Source organism: Oceanicola granulosus HTCC2516 (assembly GCF_000153305.1).
Classification (GTDB): Bacteria; Pseudomonadota; Alphaproteobacteria; order Rhodobacterales; family Rhodobacteraceae; genus Oceanicola; species Oceanicola granulosus.
The window spans coordinates 222,032-243,772 of sequence record NZ_CH724107.1 but is presented as its reverse complement, the minus strand read 5'-3'; the positions used below and the strand labels follow the sequence as shown (position 1 = coordinate 243,772).

22 protein-coding genes are annotated in these 21,741 nt (G+C 71.3%); 7 read left to right on the top strand and 15 right to left on the bottom strand.

The window, feature by feature from the left end; translation table 11 throughout:
• Window positions 1-13: 13 nt before the first annotated feature.
• The 3 genes from OG2516_RS01150 to OG2516_RS20830 all read right to left on the bottom strand — a co-directional run bounded on the left by OG2516_RS01150 (window position 14) and on the right by OG2516_RS20830 (window position 5,192).
• A complete protein-coding gene (locus tag OG2516_RS01150) occupies window positions 14-349 on the bottom strand; it encodes a hypothetical protein (protein WP_007253751.1) in 336 nt (111 codons plus the stop codon).
• Window positions 346-2,163: an ABCB family ABC transporter ATP-binding protein/permease gene (locus tag OG2516_RS01145; RefSeq protein ID WP_007253750.1), complete on the bottom strand. Its 1,818-nt coding sequence runs from the start codon at window positions 2,161-2,163 to the stop codon at window positions 346-348. Before OG2516_RS01145 ends, OG2516_RS01150 begins: the two co-directional genes overlap by 4 nt.
• A 287-nt stretch (window positions 2,164-2,450) precedes the next feature.
• On the bottom strand, window positions 2,451-5,192 hold the full coding sequence (locus tag OG2516_RS20830; protein ID WP_007253749.1) for a LysM peptidoglycan-binding domain-containing protein: 2,742 nt from the start codon (window positions 5,190-5,192) through the stop codon (window positions 2,451-2,453).
• 182 nt (window positions 5,193-5,374) lie between these two features.
• Between OG2516_RS20830 and OG2516_RS01135 the strand changes: the two genes are divergently transcribed.
• Window positions 5,375-5,941, top strand: coding sequence for an LOG family protein (locus tag OG2516_RS01135; protein ID WP_007253748.1), 567 nt, complete (start codon window positions 5,375-5,377; stop codon window positions 5,939-5,941).
• A 9-nt stretch (window positions 5,942-5,950) separates the two neighbouring features.
• Here the strand turns inward: OG2516_RS01135 and ureG are convergent, their stop codons facing one another.
• From ureG to OG2516_RS01100, 7 genes are read right to left on the bottom strand one after another with little or no spacing between them, the layout of a single operon-like run.
• Entirely contained in the window at window positions 5,951-6,589 is a 639-nt protein-coding gene (ureG, locus tag OG2516_RS01130) for an urease accessory protein UreG (RefSeq protein ID WP_007253747.1), read from the bottom strand.
• Complete coding sequence (locus tag OG2516_RS01125; RefSeq protein ID WP_007253746.1) at window positions 6,586-7,227, bottom strand: urease accessory protein UreF; 642 nt, start codon at window positions 7,225-7,227, stop codon at window positions 6,586-6,588. The genes ureG and OG2516_RS01125 overlap by 4 nt, the downstream gene beginning before the upstream one ends.
• On the bottom strand, window positions 7,217-7,681 hold the full coding sequence (locus OG2516_RS01120; RefSeq protein WP_007253745.1) for an urease accessory protein UreE: 465 nt from the start codon (window positions 7,679-7,681) through the stop codon (window positions 7,217-7,219). The genes OG2516_RS01125 and OG2516_RS01120 overlap by 11 nt, the downstream gene beginning before the upstream one ends.
• On the bottom strand, window positions 7,681-9,390 hold the full coding sequence (ureC, locus tag OG2516_RS01115; protein ID WP_007253744.1) for an urease subunit alpha: 1,710 nt from the start codon (window positions 9,388-9,390) through the stop codon (window positions 7,681-7,683). The genes OG2516_RS01120 and ureC overlap by 1 nt, the downstream gene beginning before the upstream one ends.
• Complete coding sequence (locus OG2516_RS01110) at window positions 9,390-9,695, bottom strand: urease subunit beta (protein ID WP_007253743.1); 306 nt, start codon at window positions 9,693-9,695, stop codon at window positions 9,390-9,392. Before OG2516_RS01110 ends, ureC begins: the two co-directional genes overlap by 1 nt.
• A 9-nt stretch (window positions 9,696-9,704) precedes the next feature.
• Window positions 9,705-10,007 (bottom strand): urease subunit gamma, encoded by a 303-nt coding sequence (locus OG2516_RS01105; protein WP_007253742.1) that lies wholly within the window; start codon window positions 10,005-10,007, stop codon window positions 9,705-9,707.
• 3 nt (window positions 10,008-10,010) lie between these two features.
• The gene (locus OG2516_RS01100) at window positions 10,011-10,862 is read right to left on the bottom strand and encodes an urease accessory protein UreD (RefSeq protein WP_007253741.1); all 852 of its coding nucleotides are present in this window, start codon (window positions 10,860-10,862) and stop codon (window positions 10,011-10,013) included.
• Between the two features lie 368 nt (window positions 10,863-11,230).
• On the opposite strand from OG2516_RS01100, the gene urtA reads away from it, so the two are divergent.
• From urtA to urtE, 5 genes are all read left to right on the top strand, one after another.
• Window positions 11,231-12,505 carry an urea ABC transporter substrate-binding protein gene (gene urtA, locus OG2516_RS01095; protein WP_007253740.1) on the top strand — a complete coding sequence of 425 codons (1,275 nt, stop codon included), beginning with the start codon at window positions 11,231-11,233 and terminating at the stop codon, window positions 12,503-12,505.
• Between the two features lie 65 nt (window positions 12,506-12,570).
• On the top strand, window positions 12,571-14,526 hold the full coding sequence (gene urtB, locus OG2516_RS01090) for an urea ABC transporter permease subunit UrtB (RefSeq protein WP_007253739.1): 1,956 nt from the start codon (window positions 12,571-12,573) through the stop codon (window positions 14,524-14,526).
• Between the two features lie 3 nt (window positions 14,527-14,529).
• A complete protein-coding gene (urtC, locus tag OG2516_RS01085; protein WP_007253738.1) occupies window positions 14,530-15,705 on the top strand; it encodes an urea ABC transporter permease subunit UrtC in 1,176 nt (391 codons plus the stop codon).
• Entirely contained in the window at window positions 15,702-16,442 is a 741-nt protein-coding gene (gene urtD, locus OG2516_RS01080; RefSeq protein WP_007253737.1) for an urea ABC transporter ATP-binding protein UrtD, read from the top strand. Before urtC ends, urtD begins: the two co-directional genes overlap by 4 nt.
• A 2-nt stretch (window positions 16,443-16,444) precedes the next feature.
• Complete coding sequence (gene urtE, locus OG2516_RS01075; RefSeq protein ID WP_007253736.1) at window positions 16,445-17,140, top strand: urea ABC transporter ATP-binding subunit UrtE; 696 nt, start codon at window positions 16,445-16,447, stop codon at window positions 17,138-17,140.
• A 76-nt stretch (window positions 17,141-17,216) separates the two neighbouring features.
• Here urtE and rarD read toward each other — a convergent pair whose 3' ends face one another.
• The 5 genes from rarD to OG2516_RS01050 all read right to left on the bottom strand — a co-directional run bounded on the left by rarD (window position 17,217) and on the right by OG2516_RS01050 (window position 20,193).
• Window positions 17,217-18,098, bottom strand: coding sequence for an EamA family transporter RarD (rarD, locus tag OG2516_RS01070; protein ID WP_040615273.1), 882 nt, complete (start codon window positions 18,096-18,098; stop codon window positions 17,217-17,219).
• A 157-nt stretch (window positions 18,099-18,255) separates the two neighbouring features.
• Window positions 18,256-18,711: a host attachment family protein gene (locus OG2516_RS01065; protein ID WP_007253734.1), complete on the bottom strand. Its 456-nt coding sequence runs from the start codon at window positions 18,709-18,711 to the stop codon at window positions 18,256-18,258.
• A gap of 2 nt (window positions 18,712-18,713) precedes the next feature.
• Complete coding sequence (locus OG2516_RS01060) at window positions 18,714-18,947, bottom strand: hypothetical protein (RefSeq protein WP_007253733.1); 234 nt, start codon at window positions 18,945-18,947, stop codon at window positions 18,714-18,716.
• A 99-nt stretch (window positions 18,948-19,046) separates the two neighbouring features.
• Window positions 19,047-19,493: a DUF302 domain-containing protein gene (locus OG2516_RS01055; RefSeq protein WP_007253732.1), complete on the bottom strand. Its 447-nt coding sequence runs from the start codon at window positions 19,491-19,493 to the stop codon at window positions 19,047-19,049.
• A gap of 100 nt (window positions 19,494-19,593) precedes the next feature.
• Window positions 19,594-20,193 carry a superoxide dismutase gene (locus OG2516_RS01050; protein ID WP_007253731.1) on the bottom strand — a complete coding sequence of 200 codons (600 nt, stop codon included), beginning with the start codon at window positions 20,191-20,193 and terminating at the stop codon, window positions 19,594-19,596.
• A 266-nt stretch (window positions 20,194-20,459) separates the two neighbouring features.
• Between OG2516_RS01050 and OG2516_RS01045 the strand changes: the two genes are divergently transcribed.
• Window positions 20,460-21,740, top strand: a complete 1,281-nt coding sequence (locus OG2516_RS01045) for a glycosyltransferase family 2 protein (RefSeq protein WP_007253730.1) — start codon at window positions 20,460-20,462, stop codon at window positions 21,738-21,740.
• The last annotated feature ends 1 nt before the right edge of the window (window position 21,741 follow it).

Genomic DNA, 21,741 nt, shown 5'->3' with positions numbered 1-21,741 from the left:
GCAAGCGGCAGCCTCAGCCTTCTCCGTCCGCCCGCCGCGCCGGGTCGAGCGCCGCCCACCAGGCGGCGTAGGAGGTGTTCTTCGGGTGCCGCCGCCCCTCGTCGGGCGCGCCGTCGTCCCACCAGACCGGCCCGCGCTCGCCGAGCCGCCGCTTGGCGGCGTCGACCCGCTCGCGCGCCGCCGCCCGTGCGGCGTCGTCCTTCGCCCGGCCCACGTCGCGCCGCGCCGCCATCAGCGCGTTTACCGCCGCCTGCCGCTCCGCCTCGGGCAGGCGCGGGTCGCTCTTGCGCCAGAGCCGCGCCCTGGCGACGAAGTAGCGCCCGTCCGGCGTCTCCGGGTAGCGGCTCACGCCGCCTCCTCCTCCGCCGCCTGCCGGTCCCAAAGCTGTGCGTAGCGGCCGTTGCGGGCGAGCAGCGCCTCGTGGCTGCCCTCCTCGACCACCTCGCCGGCCTCGAGCACGACGATCCGGTCGGCGTCGGCCACCGTCGAGAGCCGGTGCGCGATGGTGATGACGGTCCGGCCCCGCGCCATCGCGCGCAGCTCGGCCTGGATCTCGCGCTCGGTGTCGGTGTCGAGCGCGCTCGTCGCCTCGTCGAGCAGCAGGATCGGCGGGTTCTTCAGCAGCGTGCGCGCGATCCCCACCCGCTGCTTCTCGCCGCCCGACAGCTTCAGCCCGCGCTCGCCCACCTGCGTCTCGTAGCCGTCGGGCAGGCTGGTGATGAAGTCGTGGATCGACGCCGCCTTCGCCGCCGCCTCGACCTCCTCGCGGGTGGCGTGATCCTTGCCGTAGGCGATGTTGTAGTAGATCGTGTCGTTGAACAGCACCGTGTCCTGGGGCACGACGCCGATCTGCGCGTGCAGGCTGTCCTGGCCGACGTCGCGCACGTCCTGCCCATCGATGGTCAGCCGCCCGGCGGTGACGTCATAGAAGCGGAACAGCAGCCGGCCGATCGTCGATTTCCCCGAGCCCGACGAGCCGACGATGGCCACGGTCTGGCCCGCCGGCACCTCGAGGTCGATGCCCTTCAGGATCGGCCGCTCCGGGTCGTAGCCGAACTCCACCCCCTCGAGCCGCACCGCGCCGCCGCGCACCTCGAGCGGCTTCGCGCCCGGCTTCTCGCGCACCTCGGGCGGCTGTTCGAGCAGGTGGAACATGTCGCCCATGTCGATCAGCGCCTGCCGGATCTCGCGATAGACGGTGCCGAGGAAGTTCAGCGGCATGGTGATCTGGATCATGTAGGCGTTGACCATCACGAAATCGCCCACCGTCAGCGCCCCGTTCTGCACCCCCACCGCCGCCATCACCATCACCGCCACGAGCCCGCCGGTGATGATCAGCGACTGGCCGAAATTGAGGAAGGCGAGCGAGTACGAGGTCTTCACCGCCGCCTCGACATACTGCCCCATCGCCGCATCGTAGCGCCGCGCCTCGCGGGCCTCGGCGCCGAAGTACTTGACCGTCTCGAAGTTGAGCAGGCTGTCGATCGCCTTCTGGTTGGCGTCGGTGTCCTGCTCGTTCATCACCTTGCGGATCCGCACCCGCCACTCGGTCACCGCGAAGGTGAACCAGACGTAGAGCACGATGACCCCGAAGACGACGACGAGATACCAGATGTCGAACAGGAAGAAGAGCACCACGCCGATCATCAGCAACTCGAGCAGCAGCGGGCCGATCGAGAACAGCAGGAAGCGCAGCAGGAACTCGACCCCCTTCACCCCGCGCTCGATGATCCGGCTGAGCCCGCCGGTCTTGCGCGTCAGGTGGTAGCGCATGGACAGGCGGTGGATGTGGGTGAAGGTCTCGAGCGCCAGCTGGCGCAGGGCCCGCTGGCCGACCCGGGTGAAGATCACGTCGCGCAGCTGCTGGAAGCCCACGTTCATCAGCCGCGCCAGCCCGTAGGCCAGCGTCAGCCCGACGGCCCCGATGGCGATCAGCCAGCCCTCGCCCTCGCCGGCTAGCGAATCCACCGCGCCCTTGTAGAGCACCGGCGTGCCCACCGCGACGAGCTTGGCCACCACCAGCACCGCCAGCGCCAGCACCACCCGCCGCTTCACCCAGCCCTCGCCCTCGGGCCAGAGATAGGGCGCGACCCGGCGCACCGTCCGCCAGCCGCTGGCGCGGTCGCTGTCGAAATTGGCATCCGTCTTCGGCAGTCGGCGCATCCCGCTCCCCTCGCGTCCCGGCCCTCCTACCTAAGCCCTGGCGTCCCCGATGAACAGATCACCCCGCCCGCGAACGACCAGCCCGGCTCCCCCGCACACCGCATCGCTCACGCCCACAACGTTTCTCGCCACGCCCACCCCCCTCTGTCCTGAAAATATCCTCGGGGGGGCAAGGGGGGCAGACAGCCCCCCGCCCGGCCCGCCACCAGCGCTCCCGCCGCCGCACGTCGTGCCGCACAGCCACCCCGCACCCGTAGGCCGGGCTTCAGCCCGGCCCCCGCGCCGCCCTACCCCTCGTCCGGCAGCCGGAACACCTGCCCCGGGTAGATCAGGTCCGGATCGCGGATCAGGTCGCGGTTCGCCTCGAACACCGACACGTACCGCACCCCCTCCCCGTACCGCTCCTCGGCGATGGCCCAGAGCGTGTGCCCCGGCTGCACCGTCTTGACCGCCACCGAGAACCCGGCGCGCGAGGTCTCCTCGGCCATCACCTGCGCGACGGTCTCGGGCGCCTCGCGGCGGAACGGCGTCTCGACCCGGCTGACCACCGCGCCCTCGGCGTCGACCTCGTCGACGCGCAGGGTGTAGGTGCCGGTGTCGACCTCGGGCAGGTCGGTGCGCCATTGCCCGTCGGCGGCGATCGGGGACGTGGCGACGGGGCTGTTGTCGATATAGATGCGCACGAACCCGTCCGAGCCGCCGCGCCCGCCGACGACGACCTCGCCTTCCGGATCGTAGGTGATCGTGTCGATGGCGACGTTGGCCATAACCTCGGGCGCCATCTCGCCGCCCGTCGCCGGCTGCAGCACCCGGACTCCTTCGGCGTCGGCGACGATGACCGACGGCGCCTCGGGCAGACGCCCCACCGGCGCGACCGGCGCGGGTGCGGGTGCGGGCTCGGGCGACACCAGCCCCGCCGGTGCCGGCGCAGGCTCCCGCGCCGCCCCCGGCGCCGGCTCCGTCACCGTGCCGGCTCCCGCCAGCACGTCCGCCGCCTCCGGCCCGGCGCCCGGCTCCACCTCGGCCGCCCCCAGCGCCACGTCCGCCCCCTGCGCCGGCGCGTCGAGCGCGGCGTCGAGCGAGGAGACAACGATTGGCGCCGCCTCGAAGGTCTCGGCCTCGGCGGGCGCGGCCTCGGCGGCAGAGCCCTCGGCCTGCTGCCCCACGACGTCGTCCGGGCCGGCCGCAGCCACCTCCACGTCCACGTCCACGGACTCAGCGCTATCCCCAGGATCCTCCGCCACCTCCTCCGTCCGCGCGTCGGGCGCGGGACCGGAGGGCGGAACGACCTCGAGCGGCTCGGCGGATGCGGCCTCGGCAGAGTCCACCGTCTGCTGTCCCGCCGCCTCGTCGGGCAGATCGGCCACGTTCACGTCCACGGAGGACGCCGTCCCGTCGCCCGCCTGACCCTCCGTCGGCGCGGCGGGCGCGGGACCGGAAGGCGGAACGACCTCGAGCGGCTCGGCGGACGCGGCCTCCGCAGAGGTCACCGCCTGCTGTCCCGCCACCTCGTCGGGCAGATCGGCCGCGGCCACGTCCACGGCGGAAGCCGTCCCGTCGCCCGCCTGGCCTTCCGTCGGCGCGGCGGGCGCGGCGGCAAAGGCGTCGGGATCGACGGACGCGGCCTCGGCGACAGGGCCCTCGGCCTGCCCTCCAACATTGTCTTCAGACGAAATGCTCGCCGCCACGTCCACGGCGGTCTCCGCCCCGTCTCCCGCCGGATCCTCCGTCGGAGCGTCGAGCGAGGCGGCGCTGGCGGGCGCGTTTTCGGGAGCGTCGCCTTCAGGAGACGCGGAAACGGTAGGCTCGACCGCCGGCTCGCTCAGCGCGAAGGCCGCCGCCTGCTGTCCCAGGACGTCGGCAGCGGCCACGGACGGGACCTCCAGCGCATCTTCGCCCTCCAGCGCCCCTACCGGCGCCTCAACAGACGCCGCCCGGTCCCCCGACTGCAGCGCGTCCGTCTCGTCCTCCGCCCCTTCCGCGGCGACGCCGAGAGCCAGCTCCGGCTCCATACCCGCCGGAGCGGTGACGCCCTCCCCAAAAGCGGTTTCGGCAACCGCGGATTCCCCAGCGCCCGCGATGTCCGGCACCCCGGCCGGCCCTTCCGACGCGACGGCCGGTACGTCGGCGACCAGGTCCGCGCTCCCCACGTCGCCCGCACCTTGCTCGCGAGCGACATCCCCCCTTGCCGCATCGCCGGCCGGCGACGCCTCCGCGGCCGGCGATGATCCGGCGGCGGCCTCGGCTTCGGCGAGGCGCTGGTCGGGCGCGGCCGCGTCGAACTGCAACGAGGGTGCGTCGGCAGGCTGTGGATCGGGTGCATTGGCCGGCTCATCAAGGGCGATCCCGGCCATCGCGACGACGGGAGGAGCCGCTTCTGTTCCCGCACCGGAAACAATGCTTGCGACTGCTTCCGAGCCGACGACATTCTCACCCGCGCTCGCATCATCCGCGACCGCTCCCGCCGGGTCATCGCCCCCCGCGAGGCCGGCCACGGGCTCATCTGCCCCGACCTCGCCCCCGTCCTCGCCCGCCGGGGCGAAGGGCGAGACGATCACCGTCTGCTCCGAGCGGCGGGCGGTGCCCTCGGGGTCCGCAAGAAGCGCGAGGGTGCGGGGGGTGTCGGAGGGCGGCAGGTCGAGGAAGGCGACGAAGCGGCCGTCGGCGTCGGTCTCGGCGGCGTGGAGCGGCTCGCCGCTCACCAGCACCGCGACCGGCTCGCGCGGCAGCGCGCGGCCGGCGACGAGGGCGGAGCCGTCGGGCTCGATGCGCACCACGTCGAAGGCGGGCAACGGCGCGGCGGCGGGCTGGGCGGCGGCGGCCTCCTCGGCGGGAACGGCTTCGGCGACAGGCGCCTCGGCGGGCGCGGGCGCGGAGGCCGAGGCGACGGACTCCGGCGCGGCGCCTTCCGGGGCCTCGAGGACGGTGCGCGGCGCGATCCCCTCGGGCCCGGCCACGTAAAGCGCCGCCCCCACGAGGACGGTTCCGCCGGCCGCGCCGGCCAGGATCTTCCACAAGGTGATCGGCATGTGGCAGCAGCGCCCCTTGTCACGTTCGCCAAGCCATAGCGGCCGCTCGACCCTGCGGCAAGCGCGCGGTGCTCAAAAGACGGGCACCGGCGCAGCGATGCGGCGCGGCCGGTTGAGCGCCCCGACGGGCGCGGCTAAGAGCGCCCTGCCCCGCACTCCCAGCCCCGAGAGGACCCGCCCCCATGCCGAGCCAAGCCGCGACCGCCGCGATCTGTGTCTATTGCGGAGCGCGCTTCGGCGCGCGCGACAGCTACCGCGCGGCCGCCGCGGCGACGGGGCGGATGCTGGCGGCGAACGGCTGGCGGCTCGTCTACGGGGCCGGCGACGTCGGGCTCATGGGCGAGGTGGCGCGCGCGGCGCAGGTCGCGGGCGCGCCGACGCTGGGCGTGATCCCGGGCCACCTGCTCGACCTCGAGGTCGGCAAGCGCGACCTCGACCGCTTCGTCGTCACCGAGACGATGCACGAGCGCAAGAAGGTGATGTACATGAACGCCGACGCCATCGCGCTGCTGCCCGGCGGCGCGGGCTCGCTCGACGAGCTGTTCGAGGTGCTCACCTGGCGCCAGCTCGGCCTGCACGCCAAGCCGATCCTGCTGCTCGACGTCGAGGGCTACTGGCAGCCCCTGCTCGCGCTGCTCGACCACGTCATCGCCGAAGGCTTCGCCGCCGAGAGCCTGCGCGGCTTCATCGAGGTGGTCCCCGACGTCCCGGCGCTCGAGGCGGCCCTGCGCGCGGGCCTCGCCCCGTAGGGTGCGCATTCATCGCGCACCCGCCCCCTCCCGCGCCACCAGCCCGCCCGCCTCGCGGATGAACGCCACGATCTCCCCCACCTCGCGCCCCGCCCGGAGCGAGGTGAACAGGAACGGCCGCCCGCCCCGCATCCGCTCCGCGTCCCGCCGCATCACCTCGAGCGAGGCGCCCACGTGGGGCGCGAGGTCGGTCTTGTTGATCACCAGCAGGTCGGAGCGGGTCAGTGCCGGTCCGCCCTTCCTCGGGATCTCCTCGCCCGCGGCGACGTCGATGACGTAGATCGTCAGGTCGGCCAGCTCGGGGCTGAAGGTCGCCGACAGGTTGTCGCCGCCGCTCTCGATGAGCACCAGCTCCAGCCCCGGCAGGCGCGCCTCGAGCTGCGCTATGGCCGCGAGGTTGATCGAGGCGTCCTCGCGGATCGCCGTGTGCGGACAGCCGCCCGTCTCGACGCCGAGGATGCGCTCGCCGGGCAGGATCTGCATCCGCATCAGCGCCTCGGCGTCCTCCCGGGTGTAGATGTCGTTGGTAACGACGCCGAGCGACACCTCGGGGTGAAGGGCGCGGGCGAGCGCGGCGGTCAGCGTCGTCTTGCCGGCGCCCACCGGGCCGCCGATGCCGACGCGGAGCGGGCCGTTGGCTTGGGTCATGTGCGGAATATCCTCGGTTGCAGCGTTTCGTGCCGCATGGCGGCGATGTCGGACAGGAAGGCCAGGCCGTGGAGGTCGTCGAGCGTGCATCCCTCGGTCTCGCCGGCGATCCGCTCGCAGAGCGGCGTCAGCGCCGCGACGATCCCCTGCGCGCGGGTCTGGCCCAGCCCCATCAGGCGCTGCGCCGCCGAGACGAGGTTGCCGACGTTGGCGTGCAGCGCCATCGCGGCGGTCAGCGTCGCGGGCAGCCCCAGCCGGGCGGCGGCCGCGCCCACGGCGACCGGGTAGAGCAGGCCCTCGTCGGCGCCGCCCCAGATCGCCCCCGTCACCCGGGCGAACGCCGCGCCCTGCGCCTCGGACTCGAGCAGGCGCTCGGCCGAGGCGGCGAAGGCGCGTCCGGCAGCGTCCACCTCGGCCCGCCCGGCGGCGTCGGCGCAGGCGTGGGAGGCACGCAGCAGGATGCAGTCGTTGCGCCCGCTGCCGTCGGCGAGCACCGTCGCCAGCCAGTCCTGCAGGTCGTCGGCCGAGGCGATCCAGTCGTTGCGGATCGCCGCCTCCAGCCCGTGGGAATAGGCGAAGGCGCCGACGGGATAGGCGGGCGAGAGCCATTGCGCGAGGGTCAGGACCTCAGTGTGCATGGGTCGTCGCGCCGTGCTCGTGGGCATGGGTCCGCCCGTGGCCGTAGGCGCCGCCCTCGGGGCTGAAGGGCTCCTCGATCTCGCGCAGCGTGGCGCCGAGGTGCGACAGCATGTGGCCGATCACCGGGTCGCGCTGGATCACGAGGCGCTCGGGCTCGATCTGGCACGGCGTGTGGCGGTTGCCGATGTGCCAGGCCAGCCGCAGCAAGTCGCCCGTCACCGCGTAGAGCGGCTCGGGCGCGGCGCGCACCCCGACGAGCCCGCCGCCCTCGAGCACGAAGGCGTCGCCGTGGTCGAGCGAGGTGGTGCGCGCGAGGTTCACCAGCAGCCGCCGCCCGCCCACCGTCCCGATCACCTTGCGGCGCAGGAACCGGTCGTCGTAGCCGAGCAGGCAATGGTCGATCATCTCGCCCGACGCGGCCGGGCGGACCTCATGTGTGACGAACTCGGCCATCAGAACAGGAAATAGCGCTGCGCCATGGGCAACACCTCCGCGGGTTGGCAGGTCAGCAGCACGCCGTCGGCGCGGACCTCGTAGGTTTCGGGATGCACCTCGATCTCTGGGAGGGCGTCGTTGAGCACCATGTCGGCCTTGCCGATGGCGCGGGTGCGCATCACGGCCACCGTCTCCTTCGCCAGCCCGAGCCGATCGCCCAGGCCCGCCGCCTGCGCGGCGGCCGAGACGAAGCTGACCGAGGAGCGGGTGCGCGAGCCGCCGTAGGCGCCCCACATGGGCCGCGAATGGACCGGCTGGGGGGTCGGGATCGAGGCGTTCGGGTCGCCCATCTGCGCCACCGCGATGGTCCCGCCGAGCAGCACCATCTCGGGCTTCACCCCGAAGAACGCCGGGTGCCACAGCACCAGGTCGGCGCGCTTGCCGAGTGCGATGTCGCCGAGCACGTGGCAGACCCCTTGCGCGATGGCCGGGTTGATCGTGTACTTGGCGATATAGCGGCGCACCCGGAGGTTGTCGTTCTCGCCCGTCTCCTCCGCCAGCCGCCCGCGCTGCTTCTTCATCTTGTCGGCGGTCTGCCAGGTGCGGATCACCACCTCGCCGACGCGACCCATCGCCTGGCTGTCGGAGGCGATGATCGAGAACGCGCCCATGTCGTGCAGGATGTCCTCGGCGGCGATGGTCTCGCGCCGGATCCGGCTCTCGGCGAAGGCGACGTCCTCGGGGATCGACTTGTCGAGGTGGTGGCAGACCATGAGCATGTCGAGATGCTCTTCCAGCGTGTTCGCCGTGAAGGGCCGCGTCGGGTTGGTCGAGGACGGCAGCACGTTGGCGTCGCCGCAGATCCGGATGATGTCGGGCGCATGGCCCCCGCCCGCGCCCTCGGTGTGGAAGGCGTGGATGGTGCGCCCCTTCAGGGCGGCCACCGTGTGCTCGACGAAGCCGCTCTCGTTGAGCGTGTCGGTGTGGATCATCACCTGCACGTCCATGTCGTCGGCCACCGACAGGCAGCAATCGATGGCCGCCGGCGTCGTGCCCCAATCCTCGTGCAGCTTCAGCGCGCAGGCCCCGCCCTCGACCATCTCCAACAGCGCGCCGGGCTGGCTGGCGTTGCCCTTGCCGGCGAGGCCGATGTTCATCGCGATCCCGTCGCAGGCCTGCAGCATCCGCCCGATGTGCCACGGCCCCGGCGTGCAGGTGGTGGCGAGCGTGCCGTGCGCCGGACCGGTGCCGCCGCCGAAACAGGTGGTGACGCCGGAATGCAGGCTGTCCTCCATCTGCTGGGGGCAGATGAAGTGGATGTGGCTGTCCATGCCTCCGGCCGTCAGGATGCGTCCCTCGCCCGCGATCACCTCGGTGCCGGGGCCGACGACGATGTCGACGCCGGGCTGGGTGTCGGGGTTGCCGGCCTTGCCGATGGCGTGGATCAGCCCGTCCTTCAGCGCCACGTCGGCCTTGTAGATGCCGGAGTGGTCGACGATCAGCGCGTTGGTGATGACGGTGTCGACGGCGCCCCCGGCGCGGGTGACCTGCGATTGCCCCATGCCGTCGCGGATCACCTTGCCGCCGCCGAACTTCACCTCCTCGCCGTAGGTCGTCAGGTCGCGCTCCACCTCGATGACGAGGTCGGTGTCGGCCAGCCGCACCCTGTCGCCGGTGGTGGGGCCGTACATCGCGGCGTAATGCGCGCGGGGGATCTGCACGGGCATCAGAGGTCTCCCATGATCTGGCTGTTGAAGCCGAAGATGCGCCGCGCCCCGCCGATGGGGATCAGCTGCACCTCCCGGCGCTGGCCCGGCTCGAAGCGCACGGCGGTGCCGGCGGCGATGTCGAGCCGCATCCCGCGCGCGGCGGCGCGGTCGAAGTCGAGCGCGGGGTTGGTCTCGGCGAAGTGGTAGTGGCTGCCCACCTGCACCGGCCGGTCGCCGGTGTTGGCCACCATCAGCGCGAGGGCCGTGGCACCGGCGTTCAGCGTCAGGCTGCCCTCGGCGGGAAAGAGTTCTCCGGGGATCATCGCGTGCTCCTACCTGATCGGATCGTGGACGGTGACGAGCTTGGTGCCGTCGGGAAAGGTCGCCTCGACCTGGACCTCGGGGATCATCTCGGCCACGCCCTCCATGCATTGCGCCCGGGTGACGACCCGGCCGCCCGCCTCCATCATGTCGGCGACGGAGCGGCCGTCGCGCGCGCCCTCGACCACCGCGTCGGTGATCAGCGCGATCGCCTCGGGGTGGTTGAGCTTCACGCCGCGCGCCAGCCGCCGGCGCGCCACCTCGGCCGCCATCGCCACCAGCAGCTTGTCCTTTTCACGCGGGGTGAGTTGCATCGCTCAGAGTCTCCATGACGTTGGCAGGGGGGTCTCGCCGAGGCGCTCGAGCACCGGCAGCAGGTCGCGGCGCAGCGGGAAGCTGTCGGCGGCGAGGTGGCGGACGACGAGCACGTCGTCGGCGAGCAGGCTGGCCCCGGCCGTCGCGGGCAGCGCCGCGCGCACCGGCGCGAGGTGGGCGGCGGCGCCGGGGTGGACCAGCACCACGCTCGCCATCGCCCCCGCCCCGCCCGCGACCGCGGGCCGGGCGAGCTGCGCGGCGGCGTCGCCCTCCAGCCGGAGCGCGTCGAGGTAGAGCGGGCGGCCGTCGCGCAGGATCGTGATGCTGTCGCGAAACCGCACGTCGCCCAGCCGCTCGCCCATCAGGGCGCGCCCGAAGACCAGCGGCTCGGCCATCAGCAGCCGCGCGTCGCCCTCGAGCGCGATCACCAGCCGGCGATGGAGGGCGGAGCGGTCGAACAGGATCAGCTCCTGGGGCAGCCAGTCGAGCCGCGCCCCCGCCCGCACCGTCACGCGGGCGCCGATGCGGCCGACCTCGCCGGGCTGGGCGCGGTAGGCGCGTTCGGCGGCCTGGGTGGTGAGGGTCAGCGCCGCGCCGGGCTCCAGCGTCGCCTCGAACTCGAACCGGTCGCCGCCGGTGACGCCGCCGGCGGTGTTGATGAGGATGCACTCGGCCCCGGCACGGTGCACCTGCGGGAAGAGCAGCTTCGTCGAGCCGAGCTGGCGCAGGTCCGCGAGCCGCGTCCGCCCGGCCGCGTCGCGCCGGACCGACAGCCGGCCGCGCCCGATCGCCCGGGGCTGGCGCGCGGGCGCGTCTATGGGAGTGGACAGGGTGATGGCACGTCTCCGTTGCAACCGTCTCGGAGCTGTCCAAGCACACGGCGCGCGCAAGCGGCAGGATCGGCGCCCGATAATGGGGCGACGATGACGCAGGTGGGCGATTATTGGGCGGTCGCGGCGAAGTGCGCCTGAAAAACAGCCAATCCGCGACCGGGTCCACAATCCCCGCCCCCTCGGATTGCCACTCGTGCGGCAGCGCAGCAAACATCCGGCATCATCTGACGTCAGGGCAGCTCGCTCTGGGGCAGAGGGTGTGTGACGACCGGATGAATTGGACCTCAGCCCGGCCGCCACACGATTGCAACATCGAAGCTGCGGGGGAACGCTATGGCGCATCTGTTCCGACAACAAGCGCCGGCGGCCGCCCCGCGAGGGGATATCACATGAGAACCACCACCGCCCTGGCCACCGCCATGCTCCTCGGGACCGCGCTGCCGGCCCTCGCGCAGGATTGCCCGATCAAGGTCGGCGTCCTGCACTCGCTCTCGGGCACCATGGCCATTTCCGAGACCACCCTGAAGGACACGATGGAGATGCTCGTCGAGCAGCAGAACGCCGCCGGCGGCGTGCTCGGCTGCGAGCTCGAGGCGGTGGTGGTCGACCCGGCCTCCGACTGGCCGTTGTTCGCCGAGAAGGCGCGCGAGCTGCTGACCGTGCACGAGGTCGACGTGATCTTCGGCAACTGGACCAGCGTGTCGCGCAAGTCGGTGCTGCCGGTGATCGAAGAGCTGAACGGCCTGCTCTTCTACCCGGTGCAGTACGAGGGCGAGGAAAGCTCACGCAACGTCTTCTACACCGGCGCCGCGCCCAACCAGCAGGCGATCCCGGCGACGGACTACTTCCTCGAGGAGCTGGGCATCGAGAAGTTCGCGCTGCTGGGCACCGACTACGTCTACCCGCGCACCACCAACAACATCCTCCAGGCCTACCTGCAGGACAACGGCATCCCGGCGACCGACATCTTCGTCAACTACACCCCCTTCGGCCATTCCGACTGGTCGCGCATCGTCGCCGACGTGGTGGCGCTCGGGGCCGACGGCAAGCGCGTCGGCGTGATCTCCACGATCAACGGCGACGCCAATATCGGCTTCTACAAGGAGCTCGCCGCCGCCGGCATCTCCGCCGACGACATCCCCGTCGTCGCCTTCTCCGTCGGCGAGGAGGAGCTCTCGGGCCTCGACACCTCGAACCTCGTCGGCCACCTCGCCGCGTGGAACTACTTCCAGTCCGCCGACACCGAGGCCAACGCGGAGTGGATCGCCGCCTGGCAGGAGCGCATGGGTGCCGACCGCGTGACCAACGACCCGATGGAGGCCCACTACATCGGCTTCAACATGTGGGTGAACGCGGTCGATGAGGCCGGCACCGCGGAGGTCGATGCGGTGCGCGAGGCCATGTATGGGCAGGAATTCCCGAACCTGACCGGCGGCACCGCCGTGATGCTGCCCAACCACCACCTCGCCAAGCCGGTGCTGATCGGCGAGATCACCGGGGACGGCCAGTTCGACATCGTCTCCCAGACCGAGGAAGTCCCCGGCGACGCCTGGACCGACTTCCTTCCGGAATCCGCCGTGCTGGTCTCGGATTGGCAGGAGCTCGACTGCGGCATGTACAACACCGAGACCGAGACCTGCGTGCAGACGCTGTCGAACTACTGATCGGCCCATCCGGGGGCGCGCCCGCGCGGGCGCGCCCTCCCCTCCCCGAGAGCCCGGACCCCCAGATGAAGACGCTGCTGATGGCGATGCTCTGCGCATTGCTCACAACCCCTTTCGCCCTCGCGCAGACGCGCAACGTGCAGGACATCCTGCAAACCCAGCGCGCGCTGATCGAGGAAAGCTCGCGCCGCACGATCGGCCCCGCCATCGACGCGCTCGCCGACAGCGGCCTGCCCGCGATCCCGCGGGTGCTCGAGACGTGGCAGGCCAAGGAGATGTGGCAGCGCGCGGCCGACGGGCTGTTCTTCGCCGGCGAGGAGACCGCCGACGGCCTATACCGGCTGATCGATTTCGACACCGGCGCGCCCGTCGGCACCTATCCCAGGTCGGAGCTGACCCAGCTCAAGCCCAACAGCGGCATCCGCGCCCTGATCGCCACCGCGCTGGTGCGCTTTCAGCTGACCGACCCGGACCCGGCCAAGCGCTCCGCCGCGCTCGACTCGCTCGGCCGCGACCCGGAGGCCGGGCTGCTCGAGCCGCTGCGCGCCTCCGTCGCCGCCGAGACCGACCCGGCCCTGCGCGCGCGCAAGGAGCGGATGGAGCGGCTGATGACCATCGCCCACGGCGCCTCCCCCGCCGAGCGCATCGCCGCCATCGAGAGCCTGTCGGGCGATCTCGGCGTCGACTTCCGCGCCACGCTCAACCCGATCCTTGCCACCCGCCGCACGGTGATCGGCGCGACCGACCCGCCGCCCGCCAACGTCGCCGCCACCCTGTCGCCGGGCGGCGAGGAGCTCGGCGTCACCGCCGCCTACGACCTCCTCGTGGCCGAGGGCCGCGCCCCGGCGTTGGTGACGAAGGAGGCCCGCGACGCGGCGCTGACGGCCCATATCCGCGACGGCGAGGTCGGCGGCCTGCCCGTCGCGGCGCTGTCGAGCGAGACCGCGCGCGACACCGCCTACGACGCGCTCGTCGTCGCCGGGCTCGCCGAGCCGCGCGTCGGGCCGCAGGACGTCGCCGAGGCCCTCGCCGGCCATCGCTTCCTCGACGTCTACGCCGACCCCGACCCGGACGTCACCGCCGCCGCCGCCGCCGCGCTCGGCGCCTCGCAGACGCGGGTCGCGGTCGGTCAGGCGGTGGATCTCGGGCTCGACGCGCTGTCGCTGGCCTCGATCTACTTCCTCGCCGCCATCGGGCTGGCGATCACCTTCGGGGTGATGGGCGTCATCAACATGGCGCACGGCGAATTCATCATGATGGGCGCCTATACCGGCTTCGTGGTGCAGCAGTTCGTCACCAACCACACCGCGTCGATCCTGCTGGCGGTGCCGCTCGCCTTCGCCGTCACCTTCGCCGCCGGGGTGGCGCTCGAGCGGCTGGTGATCCGCTGGCTCTACCACCGCCCGCTCGAGACGCTGCTGGCGACGTTCGGCGTGTCGATCGCGCTGCAGCAGCTCGCCAAGAACATCTTCGGCACCCAGGCCCGCCCGCTCACCGCGCCCGGCTGGCTCGACGGCGCCTGGGTGATCAACGACGTGGTCGCGATCAGCTATATCCGGATCGCGATCTTCGCGCTGGCGCTGCTGTTCCTCGGACTGTTCCTGTTCATCATGAATCGCACCCGGCTCGGCCTCGAGACCCGCGCCGTGACCCAGAACCCGCGCATGGCCGCCAGCATGGGGATCAACCCCGACCGGGTGAACATGCTGACCTTCGGCCTCGGCTCGGGCATCGCCGGGATCGCGGGCGTCGTCATCGGGCTGTTCGCCAAGGTCACCTCCGAAATGGGCGGCGACTACATCGTGCAGAGCTTCATGACCGTGGTGGTCGGCGGCGTCGGCAACATCTGGGGCACGCTCGCGGGCGCGACGATGATCGGCGGCTTCCAGAAGGGCGTGGAGTGGCTGAACCCCTCCAACACGCTGGCGGCGCAGACCTACATGATCGTCTTCATCATCATCTTCATCCAGTTCCGGCCGCGGGGCATCATCGCCCTCAAGGGCCGCGCCGCGGGAGACTGAGGCATGCACCGCTCCTTCATCGCAAGACACCCGTCCGTCCTCGTGTTCCTCGCCCTGCTGGCGCTGTTCACCCTCGCCGTCACGGTCCTGTCCGAAGGCTTCGGCGTCGGCGTGATCTCGACGAGCTTCGTCAAGACGCTGGGCAAGACCCTGTGCCTCTGCCTCGTCGCCGTCGCGATGGACCTGATCTGGGGCTACGCGGGGATCCTCTCGCTCGGCCACTTCGCCTTCTTCGGGCTGGGCGGCTACATGATCGGCATGTGGCTGATGTTCGAGCGCACCCGCCACATCGTCGAGGGCGCGCTGGCCGACGCCGCCCTGCCGCCGACGCCCGAGGAGATCGAGGCCGCCATCGGCAACCAGGTCTTCGGCGTCGTCGGCAGCAGCGACCTGCCGCTGATCTGGAGCTTCGCCGACAGCCTCGCGATCCAGCTCGCGCTGGTGGTGCTGGTGCCGGGGCTGCTGGCGCTGGTCTTCGGCTGGCTGGCGTTTCGCGCCCGAGTCACCGGCGTCTACCTGTCGATCCTGACCCAGGCGATGACGCTGGGGCTCGCGCTGTACCTGTTCCAGAACGCCAGCGGGCTGCGCGGCAACAACGGGCTGTCGGGCCTGCAGAACCTGCCCGGCGTCACCGCGCCGCAATCGGAGGTGTCGCTATGGTTCTTCTGGGCCTCGGCGCTGGCGCTGGCGCTCGGCTACCTGCTGTCGGCGTGGCTGGTCTCGGGCAAGTTCGGCTCGGTGATCCGGGGCATCCGAGACAACGAGGCCCGGGTGCGCTTCCTCGGCTACTCGGTCGAGCACTACAAGCTCGCCATCTTCACCCTGACCGCCTGCATCGCCGGGATCGCGGGGGCGCTCTACTACCCCCAGGCGGGCATCATCAACCCGGCCGAGATCGCGCCCATCGCCTCGATCTACCTCGCCGTCTGGGTCGCCATCGGCGGACGCGGCAGGCTCTACGGCGCGGTCATCGGCACCGCCTTCGTCAGCCTGCTGTCGTCGTGGTTCACCGGCGGCCAGGCGCCCGACCTCACGGTGGCGGGCTACCGGGTCGCCTGGGTCGACTGGTGGCTGGTGCTGCTCGGCCTCAGCTTCGTCGCCGTCACCCTCTACGCGCCGCGCGGCATCGCCGGCGGGCTCGAGCGGCTGGCCGGCCGCCGCAAGGACACCGCCTCATGAGCACGCTTCTCGAAGTCTCGGGCGTGACCGTCAGCTTCGACGGCTTCCGCGCCATCAACAACCTCTCCTTCCAGATCGGCGAGGCCGAGCTGCGCGCCGTGATCGGGCCGAACGGCGCGGGCAAGACGACCTTCATGGACATCGTCACCGGCAAGACCCGCCCCGACAGCGGCCACGTCCTCTACGGCGAGCGCAGCGCCTCGCTGATCGGCATGAGCGAGGCCAAGATTGCCCAGGCCGGCATCGGGCGAAAGTTCCAGAAGCCGACCGTGTTCGAGGACCAGACGGTGCAGGCGAACCTGCTGATGGCGCTCAGGAAGCCGCGCGGGCCGCTGGCCGTCCTGCTCTACAGGCCGAGCCCGGCGGACCTCGCGCGCGTGGCCGAGCTGGCCGACGAGATCGGGCTCGGCGACCAGCTCGAGCGGCCGTCGGGCGAGCTGAGCCACGGGCAGAAGCAATGGCTGGAGATCGGGATGCTGCTGGCGCAGGACCCGCGCCTGCTGCTGGTCGACGAGCCGGCCGCCGGCATGACCCCGGCGGAGCGCGAGAAGACGACCGCGATCCTCGTCGAGGCCGCCCGCACCCGCGCCGTCGTGGTGGTCGAGCACGACATGGAGTTCGTCCGCCGCCTGAACTGCAAGGTCACCGTGCTCCACGAGGGCGCGGTGCTGGCCGAGGGCTCGCTCGACCACGTCACCAGGAACCAAGACGTCATCGACGTCTATCTCGGGCGCTGAACATGCTGACCATCGACAACCTGACCCTCCATTACGGCAAGTCGCAGATCCTGCACGACGTCTCGCTGACGGCCGCGCTCGGCGAGGTAACTTGCGTGATGGGCACCAACGGCGTCGGCAAGACGAGCCTGCTCAAGGCGATCGCCGGCACCCACCTGCCCTCGGGCGGGACGGTGCGGCTCGAGGGCGCGGCGGTGGAGCGGCTGCCCGCGCACCGGCTGGCGCGGCGCGGCATCGGCTACGTGCCCCAGGGGCGCGACATCTTCCCGCTGATGACCGTCACCGAGAACCTCGAGACCGGCTTCGCCTGCCTGCCCCGCCCCGAGCACCGCATCCCCGACCACGTCTACGAGCTGTTCCCGGTGCTGCGCGACATGCAGCACCGGCGCGGGGGCGATCTCTCGGGGGGCCAGCAACAGCAGCTCGCCATCGCGCGCGCGCTGATCACCCGGCCGAAGCTGCTGCTGCTCGACGAGCCGACCGAGGGCATCCAGCCCAACATCATCCAGCATATCGGCGAGGTGATCCGCCTGCTGAGGGAGCGCGGCGACATGGCGATCGTGCTGGTCGAGCAGTATTTCGACTTCGCCTACGACCTCGCCGACCGATTCGTCGTGCTGCGCCGGGGCGCCGTCATCGAGGACGCGCGCAAGGGGGCGATCGCGAAGGAGGCGCTGCTGCCGCTCGTGTCGGTCTGAGCCTGCCGCGGACCGGGGGCGCTGCCCCCGTCGCCCCTTCGGGGCGACTCCCCCGGGATATTTCGAGAACAGAGACCTAGAGCGGGACGGCAGCGGCGCGGCGGGTGGCGCGGTCGCGCGCGATGGCGCTGGCGGAGTAGAGCGCGAGGGCGATCCAGATGATCGGGAAGGCGATGGCGTGCCAGGGGGTGAAGGGCTCGGTGAAGACCAGCACCGCGACGAGGAACTGCAGGGTGGGGTTGAGGTACTGGACGAGGCCGACCGTGGCGAAGCGCAGGCGGCGGGCGGCGTAGCTGAACAGCATCAGCGGGGTCGCCGTCAGCGGGCCCGAGAGCATCAGCAGCAGCAGCGTCGGCAGGGGCTGGGCGTGGCCGAAGACGGCGAGGAAGCCCAGGGCGAGCGGCAGCAGCAGCAGCACCTCGGCGGTGACCGACAGGATCGGGCCGAGGGCGATGCGCTTCTTCAGGGCCCCGTAGATCGCGAAGGAGGCGGCGAGGCCGAGGGCGACGAAGGGCGGCACGCCGAGGCCCGCGGTGAGGACGGTGACGGCGAGCCCCGCGAGGCCGACGGCGGCCCACTGGACGCGGGTCAGCGCCTCGCCGAAGACGAGGCGGCCGAGCAGGACGGCGAAGAGCGGGAAGACGTAGTAGCCGAGCGAGGCTTCCAGCGCGCGGCCGGAATGGATGGCGAAGATGAAGCCGAACCAGTTGAACCCGATCGCGAGGCCGGCGGCGAGGATCAGCCCGGCGCGGCTTGGTGTGGCGACGGCGGCGGCGAGGTCGCGCAGGCGGCGCTGCAGGGCGATCACCGCGACGAAGAAGAGGAACGACCAGAGGGTGCGGTGGGCCAGCACCTCGATGGGCACGACGCTGTCGAGGAGGGCGTAGTAGAGCGGCGACAGGCCCCAGATCACGCAGGCCGTGACGATCGCCAGGACTGCACGCACCGGATCACTCATGGGGGCCATGAGCCACGGCGCGGGAGGAATGGCAAGGGGGCGGGCGGGGGATGTTTCGCGCGCGAAATCGTGCGGGCGGTGGCAAGGGCCCGAGAGGCAACGGGCGCAACGGGCGTTGCGGCGCGCGCGCCCCGGGTGTGGGCGCGCGCGGAAGACGTCAGGCTTCGGCCAGGTCCTTGGCGACGATCTTCTCGATGTCGCCGATCGGGTGGTTGGTCAGGGTCTTGGGGATCTCGCCGACCACCTTGTCGGCGACCTCCTTGTGGAGCTTGTCGCGGATCTCGCCGAGCACGTTGGGCGCGGCGACGAGGACGATCTTGTCGAAGCGGCCGCGGTGGGCCATGCCGTAGAGCAGCTCGGCCATGTCGTCGGCGAAGCGCTCCTTGGCGAGCTCGTGCCAGTCGGTGTCGTCCATCGCGGAGCGCTGCTGCACGCCGGTGTCCTGCATCCGGCCGGGGCGGTTGGCGCTCTGCTCGCGGTCGGGAGGATTGTCCTGCTCCTCCTTCTTGACGACGCGCAGGTTCGGGTTCTCCGCGTCGGTCATGTTCTCGAGGAACAGGGCCTTTTCGCCGTCGGCGACGAGGACCCAGGTGCCGTTGTCGATGCCGGCCATGCTCAGTCCTCCCCGCCGGTGCCGTGGAGACCGCCGAGGTTGCCCTCGCCCTTCTCGTCGGACTTGTGGACGCGGGTCGCGCCGCCGCCCTGCTCGGCCTGCTTCTCCTCGTCGCGGGTGCCGACCTTGCGCTCGAGCTCGCCCTGCGCACGGCCCTGCTGGGAGGGGGTGGCGGTGTCGTCGGTGAAGTTCTCTGTCTCGCGGGACTTGTCGTGGGAACGGTGCCGCTCTGCCATGGGAGATCTCCTTTGTTGCTTGGAGGGCCAACCCTTGGCGCGGGGGCGGAGTTCCGTGCGGCGGGAGCCCGGCGGCGGGGCGCCGCGCCCCCTGCCCCGTCACCCGGCGGCGGCGGCCTCGGCGAAGCTCGCGAGAGCGTCTTCCATCTTCTCGACGTACTGGGCGTCGTCGTCGATCTCGAGGTCGTCGAACAGCGCCTCGGGCTCGATCCAGGCGATGCGGGTGGCGCCTTCGGAATCGGTGTAGACGAGCATCTTCAGGGGCAGGTGGAGGCCGGCGAGGATATCGGCCTGCATCGCCGGGGTGCCGAGCCGGGGATTGCCGAAGATCAGCAGTTCGGCAGGCGCGAGCGACATCTCGACATCGGCGGCGCCGGCGCCGTGGTCGACGCGGGCGAAGACGGTCGCGCCGGCTTCGGTGACGGCGCTCTCGAGGCGGTCCATCACCTCGGCGACGGAGCCGGTGGCGGTGGTCTGCTCGATGTCGGCGAGCGCGGGCGCGGCGGCGAGGGCGGCGACGAGGGGAGCGAGGGCGGCAAGGCGCATGGGGGTCTCCGGGATTCTGGGGCTGTCCTGCTTCAACCTGAGGGCGGGGCGGCAGTTCCGGAGGCGTGGGGTGCGCGGCGGCCGCGCACCCCGGTGTCGGTCACATGCGGGAGGCGACATTCTCCCAGTCGACCAGGTTGTTGAGGAAGTTGTCGAGGTAGGCCGGGCGCTTGTTGCGGAAGTCGATGTAGTAGGAATGCTCCCACACGTCGCAGCCCAGCAGAGCGGTCTCGTCGAAGCAGACCGGGTTCACGCCGTTCTCGGTCTTGCGGATCTTGAGGCCGCCGTCCCCGCCCTTGACGAGCCAGGCCCAGCCGGAGCCGAACTGGCCCGCGCCGGCCGCCGCGAACTCTTCCTTGAACTTGTCGACGGAGCCGAAGCTGTCCTTCAGGGCGCTTTCGAGCTCGGAAGGCATGGAGGACTGGCCGGGCGACATCATTTCCCAGAACTGGTTGTGGTTCCAAAGCTGCGAGATGTTGTTGAAGATGCCGTTCTGGGCCACCGCGTTGGGATCGTAGGTGCCCTTGATGATCTCCTCGAGCGACTTGTTCTCCCACTCGGTGCCGGCGATCAGCTTGTTGCCGTTGTCGACGTAGGCCTTGTGGTGGATGTCGTGGTGGAACTCGAGCGTCTCCTTGCTCATGCCGTTGCCGGCGAGCGCGTCGTGAGCGTAGGGAAGGTCGGGAAGATCGAAAGCCATGGGTGAGCCCCTCTGTTCTGGGTGGTTTCGCGGCTGCCCCGAAGAGCCGGGCGCGCCGGCCGGGGTCCGCCTCTCGTTTGTCAAACGACACAGCGGAGGGCAAGTTCCATCCGCGCCGGGCGTCCTGTTGGCCCGCCGGCGAGGGGCCGGTAAGGTGGCCGGAACGGCTGGCGACGCGCCCTAAAACGGTCAGATTGCGCCTTTAGGGCAGAGCGGGAGCGAGCAGAGAAACAACAGGCCCCGCACGGGCCGGGAAGGCCACGGGCATGAGCCCCAAGCATACCTACACGATCCTGTCGATGATGAAGGACGAGGGCCATTCGCTCGTCGAGTGGGTGGCGTATCACCGGCATATCGGCTTCGACAACATCGTCGTCTACACCAACGATTGCGGCGACGGCACCGACGCGATGCTGATGCGGCTCGAGGAGATGGGCTGGGCCCGGCACTTCCGCAACGACGTCCCCGCGGGCAAGAAGCCCCAGCCCAACGCGCTCAACCTCGGGCAGGCCAACCCGGAGGTGACGGACAGCGCGTGGGTGCTGGTGATGGACGCCGACGAGTTCGTCTCGGTCAAGTGCGGCAAGGGGCGGATCGGCGACCTCGTCGCGCGGCTGCCCGGGGAGACCGACGCGATCGCGATGACCTGGCGGTTCTTCGGCTCGTCGGGGGTGACGGAGTGGAACCCGGGGCTGGTGATCGAGAACTACACCCACGGCGCGCCCGACAGGTTCCGCAAGGGGTGGGGCGTGAAGTCGATGTTCCGGCCGAAGGCCGACATCAAGTTCGGCATCCACCGCCCCACCAGCCGCAAGGGCAAGGTGGAGAAGCTCGGCGACGGGGCCGACATCCTGCGCCACTGGGTCAACGGGTCGGGGCGGCCGATGCCGGAGAGCTTCAACGAACGGGGCTGGCGCTCGACGGGCAAGTCGCTGGGCTACAAGCTGGTCGAGATGAACCACTACGCCGTGAAGAGCTACGAGGCCTACCTGCTGCGGCGGGTGCGGGGCAACGTCAACAACAAGCCCGACAAGTACAACGCCGGCTACTTCGCGATCTTCGACCGCAACGAGATCGAGGCGCGCAACGCGCTGCGCCATGCGCGCGGGGTGAAGCGCAAGATGGCCGAGATCCTGTCGGACCCGGTGATGCGCAAGCTGCAGGACGAAGCCCATGCCTACCATGCGCGCCGGGTCGAGATGCTGCGGGCGAGCGGCGAGTACGGCGCGTGGCTGGAGGAGCTGAAGCGGGCCTCGGCGACGCCGATCGACAAGCTCGACGAGGTGCTCTTCACCCAGCACCTGCCCAAGGCGTGGCAGGACCGGATCAGGGAGTTGCAGGCCGAAGGGATGCCAGACCGGGAGATCGCGCTGATGGTGGCGCGCTCGGTGGGGATCAAGAAGGGCGCGGCGGAGACGCCGGACGAGCAGCGCGCGCAGGCCGAGGCCGAGGGGGTCGAGGTGGCCCAGGACGCGACGCCGGACGAGATCGAGGATGCCATCGAGCAGGCCCGCGCCGCGCGGCTGATGGCCGAGGCGGGAGAGTGAC

Bases quoted from the DNA above. Each gene is read 5' to 3' on its own strand.
- OG2516_RS01145 (WP_007253750.1), bottom strand. From the start codon at position 2,163: ATGCGCCGACTGCCGAAGACGGATGCCAATTTCGACAGCGACCGCGCC.
- OG2516_RS20830 (WP_007253749.1), bottom strand. From the start codon at position 5,192: ATGCCGATCACCTTGTGGAAGATCCTGGCCGGCGCGGCCGGCGGAACC.
- OG2516_RS01135 (WP_007253748.1), top strand. From the start codon at position 5,375: ATGCCGAGCCAAGCCGCGACCGCCGCGATCTGTGTCTATTGCGGAGCG.
- ureG (WP_007253747.1), bottom strand. From the start codon at position 6,589: ATGACCCAAGCCAACGGCCCGCTCCGCGTCGGCATCGGCGGCCCGGTG.
- OG2516_RS01125 (WP_007253746.1), bottom strand. From the start codon at position 7,227: ATGCACACTGAGGTCCTGACCCTCGCGCAATGGCTCTCGCCCGCCTAT.
- OG2516_RS01120 (WP_007253745.1), bottom strand. From the start codon at position 7,681: ATGGCCGAGTTCGTCACACATGAGGTCCGCCCGGCCGCGTCGGGCGAG.
- ureC (WP_007253744.1), bottom strand. From the start codon at position 9,390: ATGCCCGTGCAGATCCCCCGCGCGCATTACGCCGCGATGTACGGCCCC.
- OG2516_RS01110 (WP_007253743.1), bottom strand. From the start codon at position 9,695: ATGATCCCCGGAGAACTCTTTCCCGCCGAGGGCAGCCTGACGCTGAAC.
- OG2516_RS01105 (WP_007253742.1), bottom strand. From the start codon at position 10,007: ATGCAACTCACCCCGCGTGAAAAGGACAAGCTGCTGGTGGCGATGGCG.
- urtA (WP_007253740.1), top strand. From the start codon at position 11,231: ATGAGAACCACCACCGCCCTGGCCACCGCCATGCTCCTCGGGACCGCG.
- urtB (WP_007253739.1), top strand. From the start codon at position 12,571: ATGAAGACGCTGCTGATGGCGATGCTCTGCGCATTGCTCACAACCCCT.
- urtC (WP_007253738.1), top strand. From the start codon at position 14,530: ATGCACCGCTCCTTCATCGCAAGACACCCGTCCGTCCTCGTGTTCCTC.
- urtD (WP_007253737.1), top strand. From the start codon at position 15,702: ATGAGCACGCTTCTCGAAGTCTCGGGCGTGACCGTCAGCTTCGACGGC.
- urtE (WP_007253736.1), top strand. From the start codon at position 16,445: ATGCTGACCATCGACAACCTGACCCTCCATTACGGCAAGTCGCAGATC.
- rarD (WP_040615273.1), bottom strand. From the start codon at position 18,098: ATGAGTGATCCGGTGCGTGCAGTCCTGGCGATCGTCACGGCCTGCGTG.
- OG2516_RS01065 (WP_007253734.1), bottom strand. From the start codon at position 18,711: ATGGCCGGCATCGACAACGGCACCTGGGTCCTCGTCGCCGACGGCGAA.
- OG2516_RS01060 (WP_007253733.1), bottom strand. From the start codon at position 18,947: ATGGCAGAGCGGCACCGTTCCCACGACAAGTCCCGCGAGACAGAGAAC.
- OG2516_RS01055 (WP_007253732.1), bottom strand. From the start codon at position 19,493: ATGCGCCTTGCCGCCCTCGCTCCCCTCGTCGCCGCCCTCGCCGCCGCG.
- OG2516_RS01050 (WP_007253731.1), bottom strand. From the start codon at position 20,193: ATGGCTTTCGATCTTCCCGACCTTCCCTACGCTCACGACGCGCTCGCC.
- OG2516_RS01045 (WP_007253730.1), top strand. From the start codon at position 20,460: ATGAGCCCCAAGCATACCTACACGATCCTGTCGATGATGAAGGACGAG.